Annotated in this window: 13 protein-coding genes; 7 read left to right on the top strand and 6 right to left on the bottom strand. The window is 55.9% G+C overall.

The annotated features are described in order from the left end of the window. Positions 1–23 precede the first annotated feature (23 nt). The 5 genes from mdlC to M9H61_RS10665 form a co-directional block, all read right to left on the bottom strand. Entirely contained in the window at positions 24–1,643 is a 1,620-nt protein-coding gene (gene mdlC, locus M9H61_RS10685) for a benzoylformate decarboxylase (protein ID WP_250280391.1), read from the bottom strand. 141 nt (positions 1,644–1,784) lie between these two features. Further along, positions 1,785–3,236 (bottom strand): aldehyde dehydrogenase, encoded by a 1,452-nt coding sequence (locus tag M9H61_RS10680; RefSeq protein ID WP_250280390.1) that lies wholly within the window; start codon positions 3,234–3,236, stop codon positions 1,785–1,787. Between the two features lie 92 nt (positions 3,237–3,328). Next, positions 3,329–4,171 carry an intradiol ring-cleavage dioxygenase gene (locus tag M9H61_RS10675; protein WP_250280389.1) on the bottom strand — a complete coding sequence of 281 codons (843 nt, stop codon included), beginning with the start codon at positions 4,169–4,171 and terminating at the stop codon, positions 3,329–3,331. After that, on the bottom strand, positions 4,168–5,253 hold the full coding sequence (locus M9H61_RS10670) for a maleylacetate reductase (protein WP_250280388.1): 1,086 nt from the start codon (positions 5,251–5,253) through the stop codon (positions 4,168–4,170). Before M9H61_RS10670 ends, M9H61_RS10675 begins: the two co-directional genes overlap by 4 nt. A gap of 3 nt (positions 5,254–5,256) precedes the next feature. Next, complete coding sequence (locus tag M9H61_RS10665; protein ID WP_250280387.1) at positions 5,257–6,468, bottom strand: FAD-dependent monooxygenase; 1,212 nt, start codon at positions 6,466–6,468, stop codon at positions 5,257–5,259. Positions 6,469–6,626: 158 nt separating this feature from the next. On the opposite strand from M9H61_RS10665, the gene M9H61_RS10660 reads away from it, so the two are divergent. Then, complete coding sequence (locus M9H61_RS10660) at positions 6,627–7,511, top strand: AraC family transcriptional regulator (RefSeq protein ID WP_114113072.1); 885 nt, start codon at positions 6,627–6,629, stop codon at positions 7,509–7,511. Positions 7,512–7,696: 185 nt separating this feature from the next. Here the strand turns inward: M9H61_RS10660 and M9H61_RS10655 are convergent, their stop codons facing one another. Next, a complete protein-coding gene (locus M9H61_RS10655; protein WP_206928177.1) occupies positions 7,697–8,728 on the bottom strand; it encodes a LacI family DNA-binding transcriptional regulator in 1,032 nt (343 codons plus the stop codon). Positions 8,729–8,913: 185 nt separating this feature from the next. Here M9H61_RS10655 and M9H61_RS10650 point away from each other — a divergent pair, with 185 nt between their 5' ends. The 6 genes from M9H61_RS10650 (at position 8,914) to M9H61_RS10625 (ending at position 15,349) form a co-directional block, all read left to right on the top strand. Then, a complete protein-coding gene (locus M9H61_RS10650; RefSeq protein ID WP_101247152.1) occupies positions 8,914–9,936 on the top strand; it encodes an ABC transporter permease in 1,023 nt (340 codons plus the stop codon). A gap of 58 nt (positions 9,937–9,994) precedes the next feature. After that, entirely contained in the window at positions 9,995–11,005 is a 1,011-nt protein-coding gene (locus M9H61_RS10645) for a substrate-binding domain-containing protein (RefSeq protein WP_068518402.1), read from the top strand. A gap of 92 nt (positions 11,006–11,097) precedes the next feature. After that, positions 11,098–12,645: a sugar ABC transporter ATP-binding protein gene (locus tag M9H61_RS10640; RefSeq protein WP_170310216.1), complete on the top strand. Its 1,548-nt coding sequence runs from the start codon at positions 11,098–11,100 to the stop codon at positions 12,643–12,645. Further along, complete coding sequence (locus M9H61_RS10635) at positions 12,642–13,688, top strand: ABC transporter permease (protein ID WP_082817772.1); 1,047 nt, start codon at positions 12,642–12,644, stop codon at positions 13,686–13,688. Before M9H61_RS10640 ends, M9H61_RS10635 begins: the two co-directional genes overlap by 4 nt. Positions 13,689–13,699: 11 nt before the next feature. Beyond that, positions 13,700–14,701, top strand: a complete 1,002-nt coding sequence (locus M9H61_RS10630) for a dihydroxyacetone kinase subunit DhaK (protein ID WP_068518404.1) — start codon at positions 13,700–13,702, stop codon at positions 14,699–14,701. A gap of 12 nt (positions 14,702–14,713) precedes the next feature. Further along, complete coding sequence (locus M9H61_RS10625; RefSeq protein WP_206928173.1) at positions 14,714–15,349, top strand: DAK2 domain-containing protein; 636 nt, start codon at positions 14,714–14,716, stop codon at positions 15,347–15,349. Positions 15,350–15,409: the final 60 nt, after the last annotated feature.

Here is a 15,409-nt window from a genome sequence, read left to right as displayed (position 1 = left end):
TTGGGTGGCATTGCGGTGCGGGGCTAATACAAAATCTGGATTTCCGGATCGATGACGACTTCAAGAAGCCGCGGACCGCTTTGCGCCATGAAGGACGCAAACCGGGCATCAAACTCATCAGATGACGTTACGCGTTCGGCGGGGCACCCCATGCCGCGTGCAAGTTCGACAAAATCAAGTCCCCGAAGTTCGATCCCCGGCACATCGCGCACCTGCAAGACCTTGCTAAAGGATCGCATCGCGCCATAGCCCCCGTTATTAAGGATAATCACCGCAAGATCCTGATCATGCTGAACTGCGGTCCAAAGGGCTTGGGGCGAATACATGAATGATCCATCGCCAATCAGGCAGATGACCTTTTGATCGAGTTGGGCAAGTCCGAAGCCGACCGCACCAGGCAGGCCATAACCAAGCCCGCCGCTGGCCATGGTAAAGAAGCGGTTCCAGGTCGCAATGCGGACATGATCCTGCAAGGCAGGGCGCACTGACGGGGTTTCTTCAAACAGAACCGTATTGTCGGTCATTTCCTGACCAAGGCGATGCAGGAAATAATCAGGCGAAATATGCGTGCCGCGATCCGGAACAACCGGTTTCGGGCGGGCAATAGGTTCGCTGTGTGCCGGGCGGGCATCAACCAGATCAGCCAGCATCGGCAACCCGAATGCAAGACTTCCGACGATGCTGGTACCAAGCGGGGCCGAAGATGCGGCATCGGGATCAGTGGTCAGATGAATGATCGTGGTGCCACTGTCGAGCAGATCGGACGAGCCGGGCACATGATAGGTAAAGACCGGTGCCCCGACAGCAATCACCAGATCATATTTGGTCAGCGTACCCGAAACCTTGGCCGGGGCGGCGGGCAGGAACCCGGCAAACAGATCGTGATGTTCGGGGAATGTAACCCGTGCAGCAAAGGGGGCGGCATAGACCGGGGCCTGAAGACGTTCGACCAGACGAACCAGCGCATCACCCGCACCTTCTTCGTCGACTTCAGCGCCAACCACAAAGGCAATCGATTTTGCAGATGAAATGGCATTGGCCGCATCGGAAATCATGCGCGGATCAGGGGCGGTCACCGACGATATCTGGCGCGGGACAAGCGGTTTGCACCGCACGTTCCAGTCATCGGCAGGAACCGAAACAAAGGTCGGACCATAAGGGCGCTGCATCGCAATCCGGTAGGCATGGGCAATGGCGGCAGGCACGTCTTCGGCCCGGGCGGGTTCGACGCTGTATTTCACATAGGGTTTTGGAAAATCGGCGGCATTGCTGGCACCAAGAAACGGCTGATTGGGAAGCAGTTCACGCGATTGCTGACCGGCAATGATCACCATCGGCGCCCGGTTGCGATAGGCCGTATAGACATTGCCAAGTGCATGCCCAAGACCGGCGGCCGAATGGACATTGACAAAGGCCGCCTTGCCGGTGGCACGCGCATAGCCGTCAGCCATGCCAACAACCGATGCTTCATGCAGGCCCAGCACATAGCGAATATCCTCCGGCCAGCGATCGAGCATGGCCAGTTCGGTTGATCCCGGATTGCCAAAAAACGTATCGACCCCGACAGAACGGAAGAAATCGAACGTTGCTTCGCGAACGGTTGTCCAGTCACCGGATTTTCGGGCGTTAAGTGAAGATGGCATGCGTTGGCATCCTTGGCTGCGATAAGGTGGCGAAAAGGGGCCGGTTGCCCATACGGATCGGCAACCGGCAAACTGGATCGATCGGGTCAGATCAAGACGTGCCTGACCCGATCAGAAGCATGGCGATAAGGCCCGGTCAGGTCAGAACGGATAATGCTGATGGGGATCTTCGATGGTGATCCAGCGCAGTTCGGTGAACTGTTCCATGCCCTGCAAACTGCCGAACTTGCCATAGCCCGATGCCTTCACCCCGCCAAATGGCATCTGGGCTTCGTCCGCAACCGTCGGGCCATTGATATGGCAGATACCCGATTCAATGGCATCTGCGACACGCATCGCCCGGGTGATATCCGACCCGAACACCGATGCCGACAAACCATAGGCATTGTCATTGGCCAGTTCGATGGCGTGATCGGCATCGCGGGCACGCAGCACCGCGACAACCGGACCGAAACTTTCATCCCGGTAGATGTCCATATCCGGTGTGACCTTGTCGACAATGGTTGCCGGCATGATGGTGCTGTTTTCAGGAACGCCGCCCGATGCAATGACAGCCCCCTTGCCCTTCGCATCATCAACCAGATGACGCACCCGATCGATGATGTCGCGATCAACGACTGATCCCAGAATGACATCCTGCTTGGTGGCATCCCCGCAGGTCAGGGATTTGGCCTTTTGGGCGAAGCGGCGGACAAATTCATCCGCAATACTGTCATCGACAATGATGCGTTCGGTCGACATGCAGATTTGCCCCTGATTAAGGAAGGCCCCGAATGCGGCGGCATTAACCGCGGCATCAAGATCGGCATCTTCAAGAACAATCAGCGGTGCCTTGCCACCCAGTTCAAGCAACACGGGTTTAAGATGCTTGCCGGCCTGTTCGGCAATGATGCGCCCGACCCGGGTCGATCCGGTGAAATTGATCCGTTTGACATCGGGATGGGCAATCAGGGCCGAGACAACTTCGGGCGCGTCATCGGCGGAATGGGTAATGACATTAAGCACCCCCTTGGGCAGGCCGCCGCGCTGGAAAACTTCGGCAATCAGGCGGTGGGTATGCGGGCAGCGTTCGGATGCCTTGAGCACCACGGTATTGCCACAGGCAATCGCCATGACAACCGCACGCACCGCCAGAATAATCGGCGCGTTCCAGGGTGCCATGCCCACCAGTACGCCAACCGGGCGGCGCACCGACATGGCAAGCGATCCCGGCTTGTCGGTCGGAATGACTTCACCCTTGAGCTGGGTGGTCATGGCGGCAGCTTCGCGGATCATGCCCGAGGCAACTTTGACATTGAAGCCAAGCCAGACCTTGGTCGCGCCGGTTTCCTGTGCGGCGATCTGCATGAAGTCGGCAACCGCTGCCTGAAATTCTTCGGCAACCTTAAGCAGGATGGCGCGCCGTTCTGACGGGCCGGTTTTCGACCAGGTCTTGAACGCATCGGCCGCGGCCTTGACTGCAAGGTCGACATCGCCACTTTTGGCTGCGGGCGCGGTTGTCACGACCTCGCCGGTGACGGGGTTCTTGCGATCAAACATTTCATTGTTGATTGATTGGGTCGGGCTGCCCCCGATAAGCATGTCGATATTCATTGCGATTTCCTTCCCTGTGCTGCGCAAATTCGGTGTTGCAGCGTTTTATGATGGTTGTTGTGCCGGGTGTTTCATGCGGTGCGCCATCCCGATCAGGTTTCGGGCACCAGAATGAAGTCAAATTTCGATACCCATTTTGTGGTGCCATCCGGGTTGGGTTCGAACGGGGCAACAAGGGTTTCCTTGACGCCAAATACCGTGTCGGATGACAGATACGGGTCGTCTCCGACAAAGGTGTGAGTCACCAGTTTCTGATATCCCGGTGCGGTAACCAGAAAATGGGTATGGGCCGGGCGAAACGGATGGCGTCCAAGGGCAGCCAACATCTTGCCAACCGGGCCGTCATCGGGGATCGGGTAGCTGACCGGTTTGATACCGATAAAGCTGTATGCGCCGTCCGAACCGGTGACGAAGATGCCGCGATTGTTCCATTTGGGCTGACTGTCAGGTTGCTGGACGTCGTAATAGCCATCGGCATTGTCCGACCAGACATCAATTTTAGCCCCTTTGACCGGATTGCCATTCAGATCAAGAACCCGGCCGGTAAACAGGCAGGGTTCGCCTTTGCCATCAAGCGAGATGCTGTCGCCCATCTGGCGGACCGGCGCGTCCTTGACGTGGAAGGGACCAAAAACAGTGTTTTCGGTGGCACCGTCCGGGCGCCGGTTATTGATCGCATCGACCAGCATCGAGACACCCAGAACGTCGCTTAGTAGAATGTATTCCTGGCGTTCGGTACTACAGATCTGACCGGTTTTGGTCAGAAACGCGATGGCGCTGTTCCATTCGTCTTCGGTCAGTTCGACTTCCTTGACGAAGGCGTGCAAATGTTTGACCAGTGCGGTCATGATGGTTTTCAGACGCGGGTCAATGTCATCGCCCATCCGGGCATTGACGGTCTGGGCTGAATTTTCTTCGGTGAAAAAACCGGTCATGATGTGACTCCCGTTTCTGGACGAACCCCGTCATAGGCATTTTGCAGCAGGGCCCGAATGGCCCGGCGTTCGATTGCGACAGGATTCCAGTAGGGATTTTGCACAGCCAGATCAGCAACCCGGTCCAGATCACGCTCGGCAACGCCAAGGGACTTCAAATCCGTCGGTGCGCCAAGTTTTCCGGCAAAATCAAAAAGCCCGCCGCCAGCGGAATCGCTGCCAAGAATGGCAGCAAGCGGGGCGAGTTTTTCAGGTGCAGCGGCTTCGTTATAGGCGGTGGCATGCGGAAGTATGATCGCATGGGTCGCCGCGTGCGGTAAGTTCAGGGTACCGCCAAGAGTGTGACAAAGTTTGTGATGCAAGGCCATGCCAACCTGTGCCAGCACCGCCCCGCATGTCCAGGCCCCGAACAGGGTGTCTTCACGGGCATCCAGATCATCAGGCGATGACACCACCACCGGAAGACCGGTGACAAAGGCCCGCAAACCCGAAAGCGCAAGTTCACTTGAAAGGCGATTGGCATCGCGGGCGTAAAGGGCTTCGACCGCATGCGCCATGGCGTTCAGACCGCTTGTGACCGACATCGGAACCGGCAGGCTGCGCACAAGTTCCGCGTCATAAAGGATGGCTTCGGGCTGGACGCGTTCGGATTTCAGCGTCGATTTGACCCCGTTTTCGGTCTGCCCCAGAACCGGGGTTGCTTCGGACCCGGCATAGGTGGTGGGCAACACGATTTGTGGCAGATCGGTGTGATAGGCAATCGCCTTGCCCAGTCCGATCGTCGATCCGCCACCAATGGCAATCACGCAATCTGCATTGGATTTCTTGACCGTTTCCAGCGCATCCCGGGTGATATCAACCGGCGTGTGCATGGTGGCGCGGGTATAAAGACCGGCTGCACGACCGGCAAGCGTGTCAATAAGGGCTTCGCCCTGATCAACCTGTTCCGGAGTGGTCAGAACCAGTGGCCGTTTTGCCTTGATCGCATCAAGTTCGGGGCCAAGGTCGGAACGCCCGCCCTTTTGGAAACGGACCTGGACGGCGGTGCCTTGGCGGTCAAAGCCCACATTGAAAATCGACATGGATCACACCGCCTTTTTCTGGAAACCGGCGACATTGCGATACCCGGCTGCGACCTGTTCGAGTTCTTCGGGCGTGATCAGGTCTTCGATCCGGTCATCAGGGCCGGTGACACGCGATGCCGCGATATCAAGAACCCGTTCGGGGCCGCCCTGACGGTTACTGAGAACGACATTGGCCGTGGCGGGACGACGGTTGTTTTCATAGGCCAAAAGTCCGTCGGGACTGTTTTGCTGCCCCAGACATTCGGCCAGCATATGGGCATCAAGAATGGCCTGGCTGGCCCCATTGGCGCCGATCGGATACATCGGATGGGCCGCATCCCCCAAAAGGGTCACCCGCCCATCGGTCCAGAAATCCAGCGGGTCGCGATCAACCATCGGGAATTCGGTGACGATGTCGGTTGCTTCCATGATGGCGGCGCAATTCATGTCGCCCATCTGGAATTCGCGAAACGGCGTGATGTAATCAATTGTCGCACCACGGGTCCAGTCGGCATCGTCAATGTGGCGCGGGCTGCTGTGGCGCAGTTCCGCCACCCAGTTTGTCAGTGCCTTGCCCTGTTTGCGCAGTTTTTCACTGATCGGGTAGGTGACGAATTTCACATCGTGATCCCCGGCAATCACCATGGTTTTGCCATCGCCGATCATGTCCATTTCAACAGCACCGCGGAACATCATGGTGCCTTCATATTTCAGCGGGCCTTCGTCGGGATGCATTTGCTGGCGGATTTGGGAACGCAGTCCTTCTGCGCCGATCAGGAAATCGGCGGCAAATTCCGATCCGTCCTGAAACAGGACGGTCACCCCGTCATCATTTTGACGATAACCGGTCACCGGGTTGCCGGTCTGAACCGATCCGGGGCCGACACGGTTATGGACTTCGGACAGCAACAGAAACTGCAAGGCGCCGCGATGGATTGAATATTGGGGGGCGGGGAAGCCTGCTTCGACGCAACGCGGGTCGGACTGGATCACATGCCCGAATTTGGTGCGATATTCGATGCATCGGGTGCGAATGCCGGTGAAGTCAAGTTTGTCACCCAAGCCAAGATCATGCAGCAATTTCGACGAATGGGGCATGACATTGATGCCAACCCCCAGCGGTTTGATTTCCTTTACCGCTTCGAAAACTTTCACATCGAAGCCCTTGCGATGTAGATAAAGTGCCGCCGTCAGGCCGCCAATGCCAGCGCCCGCAATTGCAATGGTTGTCATGGATGTTCTCCCGAGTTAGCTTGGTATGCCTTGTTTTTCTGACGAAAGAGTGCAAAGTCTTCCGTGCGCCATGTTGTGGTGATTGTTCCGCGACACGCGGTTTCGAACAAGCCACGCAACGGATTTAAAATTTCAATATTTCAACATTTGGATGGCCGATGACCCAGACGCATCTTGATCGGGAACGCTATGTTTTGGGAGACCCGTCCGATCATGTCGGCTTTTTGAATTGCGAACGTATTGTCGAGCGCAGCCATATTCACGGCTGGTCGGTCGAGCCGCATTATCACGAAGGTCTGGCCCAGATGTTTGTGTTTGGCGACGGACGGGTGAAGGGGCAAATTGATTACCTGTCACGCGATATCGTCGGGCCGGCCATTGTGTGGTTGCCCGCACTTTGCAGTCATGCCTTTGACTATCAGGTTGGCATGAATGGCTGGGTGATCACGGTTCCGACCATTGATGTGATGCGGATTGGCAAACATAACGGCTGGTGCCAGAACTGGATCGGGCGGCCGCAACTGGTTGTCGGGGCGTTGCATCGTGATCTTTTGACCGAGACACTAGGACTGGTTCAGCAGGTTGAAAAGGAACATAAAAAACTGGGCGAGGAGCGCAATGTCGCACTCGAATCCCTGTTCATGTTGTTGCTGATTTCGCTTAATCGCGGATTGTCGGCCAACCCCGATTTTAATGATCAGTCATCGGGCCGCCAACAGCAACTGGTCAACCGGTTCCAGACCCTGCTTGAACAGCACGAAACCGACAAGTTTTCGGTGGCGGACTATGCCGGCATGTTGTCGGTTACCACCACCCATCTGAGCCGCACGGTCAAGACGGTTACCGGTAAAACAGCCGGGGAAATGATCAGTGACCGCCTGTTGCTGGCTGCCAAGCGCAAGCTGGTTTTTTCCGATCTGCCGATTTCCGAGATCGCCTATATGCTTGAATTTTCAAGCCCGTCCTATTTCACCCGGTTCTTTTCCGCCCAGGCCGGTGAAACACCGCGCCAGTTCAGAACCCGGATGCGTGAAAGTTCCTGACCGCCTTGTCGGATGGCTGGTTAACTGGGGGCAAACGGGTTTGGATGGCGGGTGTTGGCGGGGGGAGGCAGGATAGAGGGTTCTGCGCCAGAGACGCCGGCGCCAGAAGGTCAAGTGCGCCAGATCATTGGGTCACGCAGGATGCTGTATCCGTGCCGATGGCCCAAACAGGTTTGGGGGTGCTGCTATCCGTTTTTGGGGCGCGTGCTGGCGCGTTTGATCAGTTGCGCACCAACCAGCACCTTGACCGCAGGGGGCATGGTGTCGGCATTGATCAGCTCATCAAGTACGGTGATCGCCATGCTGCCGATTTTGCGTTTGGACACATCAATGGTGGTCAATGGCGGGTCGAGTGTGATGCTCATGGGAAGGTTGTCAAAACCGATCACCGATACATCTTCGGGCACCTTGTAGCCTTTTTCCTTCAGCGCCTTGGTAAAGCCATAGGCCATGATGTCATTGGCACAAAAATAGGCCTCGGCGATGTCATTGCCCAGGGCATCAACGCTGTCTTCATAGGCCGATGACAGGGTCGATCCGATCGACAACACATGTTCAGGGGCCACCGGCAGGCCAAGGGTTGCCATGTTGCTGATAAAGGCGTCCTTGCGCAGGGCAAAGTTCCGGGTCTGGGTTTCACTGCCGACATAGCCAATTTTAGTAAAACCAAGACTTTTTAGGTGCTCAAGAACGGTGTAAACCGCGTCGCCATTGTTCATATCGACAAAATTGGCTTCGACCAGATCATAGAAAGTATCAATAAAAACAATCGGTAAGTGCAGATCCTGGATTTTCTGAATGTCTTCGCGGCTTAATTCCGTGCCCAGGACGATGACAGCGGTCGCATCCGAGGTCGCGAGAATGTCGGTAATGTCGTCTGCGGTAACATTCTCGTAGCTCAGGACCTGTAATTTGTAGCCCCGACTCGTCGCTTCTTGCGACATGCCATCAATGTAATCGGAAATGAAGTGGCTGTGGTCGCGGTTAACCGTATGACCGTGCTTGGCAATCTTGAGAAACTTGATGGTTTTCTGGGTTGTTGCGCGTTTTTTCGGTGTGCGCGGTGTGTAGTTCAGGGATGACACGACCTCAAGAACCCGCGAACGGGTGGTTCCGGAAATTTCGCCTTTTCCATTCAGCACGAGCGACACGGTAGACGGCGAAACGCCTGCACGTTCGGCAATCTCTTTGATCGTGGTTTTATTGTTTTTTTTCATATGGTTGTCCCCGGGGTCCCGTCCCTGAATTTTTCTTGTTTAGTTTGTTTAATAAACATTCTGCACGGCGCAATGCAACCTTGCACTGAGTATTTTAGTGAAAGTGCCTGCTTGCCAACATAAAAATGAGTTGGTAGTTTTAGTCAACAAAACAAAAAATTTACTAAACGCATAAGGGAGGATTTATGCGTACCAAAGACGGGCATTTCACTGTCCTGGTGGCACTTATTGTGGTGCTCATGACAGCTGGCGCCATTGTATCTGGTGGGAACTATCTCTCATTGTTTAACTTGCAGTCGATGGCCGGTCAGGTGCCGGAAATCGGGTTGCTGGCGATCGGTGTCATGCTGGCAATGTCGGTGGGCAATGGCGGTATCGAACTTTCGGGTATTGCGCTTGCCAATCTGTCCGGCGTTGCTGCGGCAACGCTTGTTGCCGGTCACTTTTCGGCATCAAGCGACCCGGGCATGTTTTCGCTGTTCTTCATTCTGGTTGCGCTGGCGGTCGGGCTGCTGGGCGGTTTGCTGAATGGATTGCTGATCGCGTATCTGAAAATCACGGCGATCCTTTGCACCCTTGGTACGCAGATGTTCTTTATCGGACTGGCGGTGGTTCTGTCCGACGGGCGGTCGGTGCGTGTTGGTGCGCCGGGCCCGCTTTATGAAATCGGCAACGGGTTCCTGTTTGAAATCCCGATCAGCTTTCTTCTGTTTATCGCGGTTGCCGGTCTGATCGGTTTTGTTCTGCGCTATACGCCGTTCGGTCTGTGGCTGATGCTTAACGGATCGAACCCCAAGGCGTCCGAATATGCAGGTTTTCCGCAGAACAAGGTGATTATCGCGACCTATACCGTCAGCGGCGTTCTGTCATCGCTGGCCGGTATCATCATCGCGGCACGAACCATCAATGTGAAATGGGACTACGGCACATCCTATCTTCTGGTGGCCATCCTGATTGCCGTCATGGCCGGGGTGCGTCCGGAAGGCGGATATGGACGTGTTGTCTGTGTGGTCCTGTCTGCCATCGCCCTTCAGATGATGTCGAGCATGCTCAACTTCATGGGGCTTTCCAACTTTGTCCGCGATTTTGCCTGGGGTGCCTTGCTTCTTGGCTTCCTGGCCATCGGACGGTTCCGTCTGACGGACTTTTTCAGTCCGCAATTTCGCGCGGTCACGGCATCTGTGCAACGCCCTCAAGCACGGAAATAAAAACAAGGAACGAGGGCACTGTCTGCCTAATAGAATTTTCCAATTCGGGAGGAAAACAATGAAAATTTCGACACTTTTGAAAAGCTCTGCCTTTGCGGTCGCTGCCCTGTCCATGGTCGGCGTTGCCGCACCGGCATCGGCACAGGATGGCAAGGCCATCACAACGGTTGTTAAAATCAGCGGCATTCCGTGGTTTGACCGTATGGAAACCGGCGTGAACAAATTCGCCGAACAGAACCCGGAAATGGACATTCGCCAGGTCGGTCCGGCAACTGCGGATTCCGCACAGCAGCTTCAGATCGTTCAGGATCTGGTGGCAACCGGTGTGGATGCGCTGGCGGTTGTGCCGATGGATCCGGATATTCTTGAAGGTATCCTGGGCCGTGCGATGGATCGTGGCACGATCATCGTCACCCACGAAGCCGACAACCAGGCCAACACCCACGCCGATATCGAGGCCTTTGACAATGCCGATTACGGTGCGGCACTGAACGAACGTCTGGCCCAGTGCATGGGCGGTGAAGGCAAATGGACCACCTTTGTCGGTTCGCTGGGCAGCCGTACCCACATGCAGTGGGTTGGTGCCGGTGAAGAAAATGCCAAGAAATATCCGGGCATGGAACTGGTCGATCCGAACAACGAATCGTTCGATGATGCCAACGGCACCTATGAAAAGGCCAAGGAAATCCTGCGCAAACACCCCGATATCAAAGGGTTCCAGACTTCGGCTGGTAACGATGTTCTGGGTGTAGGTCGTGCAATCGAAGAAGCAGGTCTGGCTGGCAAGGTTTGCCTGGTCGGTACCGGTCTTCCGAACCCGTCGGCAGCGTATCTGGATTCCGGTGCCATCACCGCGATCGGTTTCTGGGATCCGCAGAAAGCCGGCATGGCGATGAATGCGGTCGCGAAATTCATGCTCGAAGGCAAGGAAATCACCGACGGTATGGATCTTGGTGTTGAAGGCTATGAAAGCGTCACCGTCAAACCGGGTGCCGGCAAGGGTCTTCTGATTGTTGGTAACGGCATGGTGCTGGCCGACAAGGACACCTACAAGGACTACCTTTTCTAAGATCACCTGATGCCAGTGGTCCGGCGCAACGCACAATGCGCCGGACTGCATGGCTATGCCTGACAGAAACGTCAGCAGAAAGGGAATAACTGGTGACCAAGCAAGATCCGCAAAATCGCTGCTTCCTTGAGCTGCGAAACATCCACAAACGGTTTGGCGGTGTGCATGCCCTCAGAGGGGTGGACATGTCGCTTCAGGCTGGTGAGGTCTATCACCTGCTTGGTGAAAACGGATGTGGCAAAAGTACCGTAATCAAGATCATGGCTGGTGCGCATCCGCCCAGCGAAGGACAGATCATTCTTGATGGCGAGGTTCATGATGAACTGACGCCGATCCAGTCACTCGATTTCGGGATCGAGACGGTTTATCAGGACCTGTCGCTGATCCCCAATCTGACCGTGATGGAAAATGTTGCGCTTGGCGAGCAGCTTGTCGAAGGCCATGGTCGCCTTTTGCGCACGCTTGACCGCGCACGTTTGAAAGAAACCGCAACCAAGGCCCTGTCGCAGGTCGGGCTGAATGTTACGGCGGAATTGTTGTCGACCATTGTGTCTGACCTTCCGCTTGCCATTCGTCAGCTTGTGGCGATTGCGCGCGCCATCGCGTGCGAAGCGCGCCTTGTGATCATGGATGAACCGACCACGTCGCTGACCCGGCGCGAGGTCGAAAACCTGATTGATGTGGTGTCAAAACTGCGGTCGCGAAATGTGGCCGTGCTGTTCGTTACCCACAAACTCGAAGAATGTTACCGGATCGGTGGCCATGCCATCGTCTTCCGTGACGGCCAATGCGTTGCCCAGGGGCCGATCAACAATTACAGCCGCACGGATCTTGCCGAACTGATGACCGGACGCAAGATCAGTGAAAAACGTTATCGCACCGGGGCGCCATCGGCCGAAACCCTGATGGTGCTTGACCGTCTTGAAGTGCCCGGGCGTTTTCGCGATGTCAGCTTCAAACTGCATAAGGGCGAGGTTCTTGGCATTACCGGGCTTTCGGATTCCGGCAGGAACGAACTGGCACTTGCGATTGCCGGGATCAAACCGGCGGCCGGTGGTTCGATTTCGGTCAATGGCAAGCCGGTGCGCATCCATAGTGCGTCGGAATCAATTGATGCCGGGATCGGCTATGTCCCCGAAGACCGCCTGTCGGAAGGTCTGTTTCTTGACAAGTCGATCTATCAGAATGAAATCGCGCTGATCCTGCGCAAACTTGCCAGCAAGTTCGGCATTCTCGACATGAAAAAGGGCAAGGAAATTGCCCGCGACATTTCCGAAAAGATGCGCCTGAATACCGCCGATATCGAATTGCCGGTATCGGCACTTTCGGGTGGTAACCAGCAGCGCGTTCTGATTGGCCGCTGGCTGAGCATCGATCCGGAAATTCTGGTGCTGCACGGGCCGACGGTCGGTGTTGATGTCGGATCAAAGGATGCGATTTACCAGACCATCCAGAAAATGGCCGAACAGGGCATCGGACTTGTCATCGTCAGTGATGACCTTCCCGAACTTTTGCAGAATTGCGACCGCATTCTTGTGATGAGTGCCGGTGAAATCGTCGCCGATTTGAACGGCGCGGGCGCAAATGAAGACGAGATCTACCAGGCGATGCTTGGTTCAGTACAGGAAGGTGCAGCATGAGTGCGGCTGGAACCTCGCATAATCAGGCCGCGGCAAATGCCGGGCCGGGCGGCGGATTGAGCGGTCTGATCGCCAAACGACCGGAATTTGTCACCCTTGTTTTGCTGATGGCGATCTGTATCGCCGTGACAATTGCCAATCCGGCATTTTTGCAGCCCTCCACCCTGATTGATATCGGGCGGGCAAGTGTCGTGACCGGGCTGTTTGCGCTGGGCGTGTTTGTCATTCTTGCGGCGGGCGGGATTGATGTTTCCTTTACCGCCATTGCTGCATTGACGATGTATTCGATCACGCTTCTGGTTCAGAAATATGCGCCGGATCTGTCGATTGTTGTGGTGTTTGCCATCGCGATTGCCGGCGGTGTGTTTCTGGGCGTTGTGAACGGTTTTCTGGTTTATACGCTGCGCGTGCCATCGCTGATTGTGACCATCGGGACGCAGTATTTCTTCCGGGGCGGGTTGCTGGCCTTTATCGGGACAACCTGGATCATGGAACTGCCCGGGGAGATGGCGACATTCGGTCGTTTGTCGCTTCTGGAATTTGAAACCGCGAATGGCGCGATTGTCAGTCTTCCGGTTTATTTCCTGATCCTGCCGGTGGTTGCGGTTCTGACCTGGTGGATCATGCGGCGTACCCTGATGGGGCGGGCGATCTTTTCGCTGGGCGGCAATCCGGAAGTGACCGCACGTCTGGGTTACAACGTCAAAATCGTTCACCTGTTTGTTTTTGGATATGCCGGTGCATTGGCCGGTCTGGCGGGGATTGTCCATATCACCGCGAACCGGCTTGCCAACCCGTTTGATCTTGTCGGGACCGAGATTTCCGTGATCGCAGCCGTGGTACTTGGCGGGGCGCGGATCACCGGGGGAACCGGGTCGGTTATCGGCACCATGCTGGGTGTTTTGCTGGTGGTTGTTGTCGACAACGTTCTGGTGATGGTCGGCATTCCCAGCACCTGGCAGCGTGTGTTTGTCGGCGCGTTCATCCTGCTTGCCGCGGCCTTCTTTGTCACCCGACAGCGCAAATTCAAACCTGCGAAATAAAAGAGAAAATCATGAAAAAGTTTTTGAATGATCCCAAGAATTTCGTCGATGAGATGCTTGAGGGTATCTATCTCGCCAACAGTGACGTCACCTATGTCAATGATGACAAACGATGCTATGTGAAGGCATCTCCGAAACCGGGCAAGGTCGGTATTGCGACCGGTGGCGGTTCGGGTCACCTTCCGCTGTTTCTGGGCTATGTTGGCGAAGGCATGCTTGATGGTGCGGCCGTAGGCGGCGTGTTCCAGTCGCCCAGTGCCGAGCAGATGCTCGAAGTCACCAAATATATCGATCAGGGTGCGGGTGTTCTTTATATCTATGGCAACTATACTGGCGACATCATCAATTTCGATATGGCGACCGAACTGGCCGACATGGAAGACATCAAGGTTCTTTCGGTGGTCGGCAATGACGATGTTGCATCATCCGTGGTTGGCGAAGAACACAAGCGCCGTGGCGTTGCCGGGATCTTCTTCCTGTATAAGGCCGCCGGTGCCGCATCCGAAGAAGGCATGTCGCTTGAAGAAGTCGCCCGCGTTGCCGAAAAGGCAAAGGACCGAACGCGCACCATCGGTGTCGCGTTAAGCAGTTGCGTGATCCCGGAAATCGGCAAGCCGTCCTTTGAAATCGGTGCCGATGAAATGGAAATCGGCATGGGTATCCACGGCGAAAACGGCATCAGCCGCAAAAAGCTGACCGCTGCCGACCCGCTGGTTGACGAGATGATGGACAAGATCTTTGCCGAACAGGATTACAAGGCTGGTGACGGCGTTGCCATCCTGGTCAACGGCCTTGGCGGCACCCCGCTTGAAGAACTTTATATCCTGTTCCGTCGCGTCCATCAGCTGATGAGCGAACGCAAGGTCAACGTAAAGCATGTCTGGATCGGCGAGTTCGCGACATCAATGGAAATGGCCGGGGCATCTGTTTCGGTGCTGCATCTTGATGACGAACTTGATCGTCTGATGGCGGCCAAGGCCGACACCCCGTTCTTCAAACATTTTGCCAAGTAAGCCGAGGCCAAGATGGACAAGATTACCAGCGGTGACATCACCGCATTGTTCGAAGCCCTGCACGCGACGTTCCGTGACAAACGCGATGAACTGATCGCCCTTGATGCCAAGGTCGGTGACAGCGATCTGGGCATTACGATGAATGCCGCCTTCGAAGCAGCAGCGGCAACGGTCGCCGCCCAGACCGATACACCGATGGGCAAACAGTTCATGCTGGCCGGTGCGGCAATGGCAAAGGCCGCACCGTCAACCATGGGGACGCTGACCGCGACCGGGTTCATGCGCGGTGGCAAGGCGCTTGGCGATGCCGATGCAATCGGTGCAACCGAGATGGCCGCATTCTGGCGGGCCTATGCCGATGGCATTGCCGAACGCGGCAAGGCCAAGCTGGGGGACAAGACGGTTCTCGATGTTCTGGTGCCGATTGCCGAAAGCCTCGAAGCATCGGTTGCAGCGGGATTGTCACTGGCAGAATCCACAAGCAAGGCATCCAGCGATGCCAAGGCCGCGCTTGAGGCGACCAAGAACCTTGTCGCGCAACATGGCAAGGCCGCCGCCTTTGCCGAAAAAAGCAAAGGTCTTCAGGATGCCGGCAGCACGGTCGCGGCCCTTTTGATCGAAACGGTTGCAGAATTTTGCAACCGCTGATGCGGCGGCATGCGGTTCAGATTGGCCTCTCCCTCTGATCTGGTCGCATGCCGTGCCATC

The organism is Thalassospira sp. GO-4 (assembly GCF_023588965.1).
GTDB lineage: Bacteria > Pseudomonadota > Alphaproteobacteria > Rhodospirillales > Thalassospiraceae > Thalassospira > Thalassospira povalilytica.
The sequence above is the reverse complement of the archived record's forward strand: the minus strand, read 5'-3'. Positions and strand labels throughout refer to the sequence as shown.

Excerpts from the sequence above, each read along its gene's own strand:
- M9H61_RS10645 (WP_068518402.1), top strand. The coding sequence starts at position 9,995 with ATGAAAATTTCGACACTTTTGAAAAGCTCTGCCTTTGCGGTCGCTGCC.
- M9H61_RS10630 (WP_068518404.1), top strand. The coding sequence starts at position 13,700 with ATGAAAAAGTTTTTGAATGATCCCAAGAATTTCGTCGATGAGATGCTT.
- M9H61_RS10670 (WP_250280388.1), bottom strand. The coding sequence starts at position 5,253 with ATGTCGATTTTCAATGTGGGCTTTGACCGCCAAGGCACCGCCGTCCAG.
- M9H61_RS10665 (WP_250280387.1), bottom strand. The coding sequence starts at position 6,468 with ATGACAACCATTGCAATTGCGGGCGCTGGCATTGGCGGCCTGACGGCG.
- mdlC (WP_250280391.1), bottom strand. The coding sequence starts at position 1,643 with ATGCCATCTTCACTTAACGCCCGAAAATCCGGTGACTGGACAACCGTT.
- M9H61_RS10625 (WP_206928173.1), top strand. The coding sequence starts at position 14,714 with ATGGACAAGATTACCAGCGGTGACATCACCGCATTGTTCGAAGCCCTG.
- M9H61_RS10660 (WP_114113072.1), top strand. The coding sequence starts at position 6,627 with ATGACCCAGACGCATCTTGATCGGGAACGCTATGTTTTGGGAGACCCG.
- M9H61_RS10635 (WP_082817772.1), top strand. The coding sequence starts at position 12,642 with ATGAGTGCGGCTGGAACCTCGCATAATCAGGCCGCGGCAAATGCCGGG.
- M9H61_RS10655 (WP_206928177.1), bottom strand. The coding sequence starts at position 8,728 with ATGAAAAAAAACAATAAAACCACGATCAAAGAGATTGCCGAACGTGCA.
- M9H61_RS10680 (WP_250280390.1), bottom strand. The coding sequence starts at position 3,236 with ATGAATATCGACATGCTTATCGGGGGCAGCCCGACCCAATCAATCAAC.
- M9H61_RS10675 (WP_250280389.1), bottom strand. The coding sequence starts at position 4,171 with ATGACCGGTTTTTTCACCGAAGAAAATTCAGCCCAGACCGTCAATGCC.
- M9H61_RS10650 (WP_101247152.1), top strand. The coding sequence starts at position 8,914 with ATGCGTACCAAAGACGGGCATTTCACTGTCCTGGTGGCACTTATTGTG.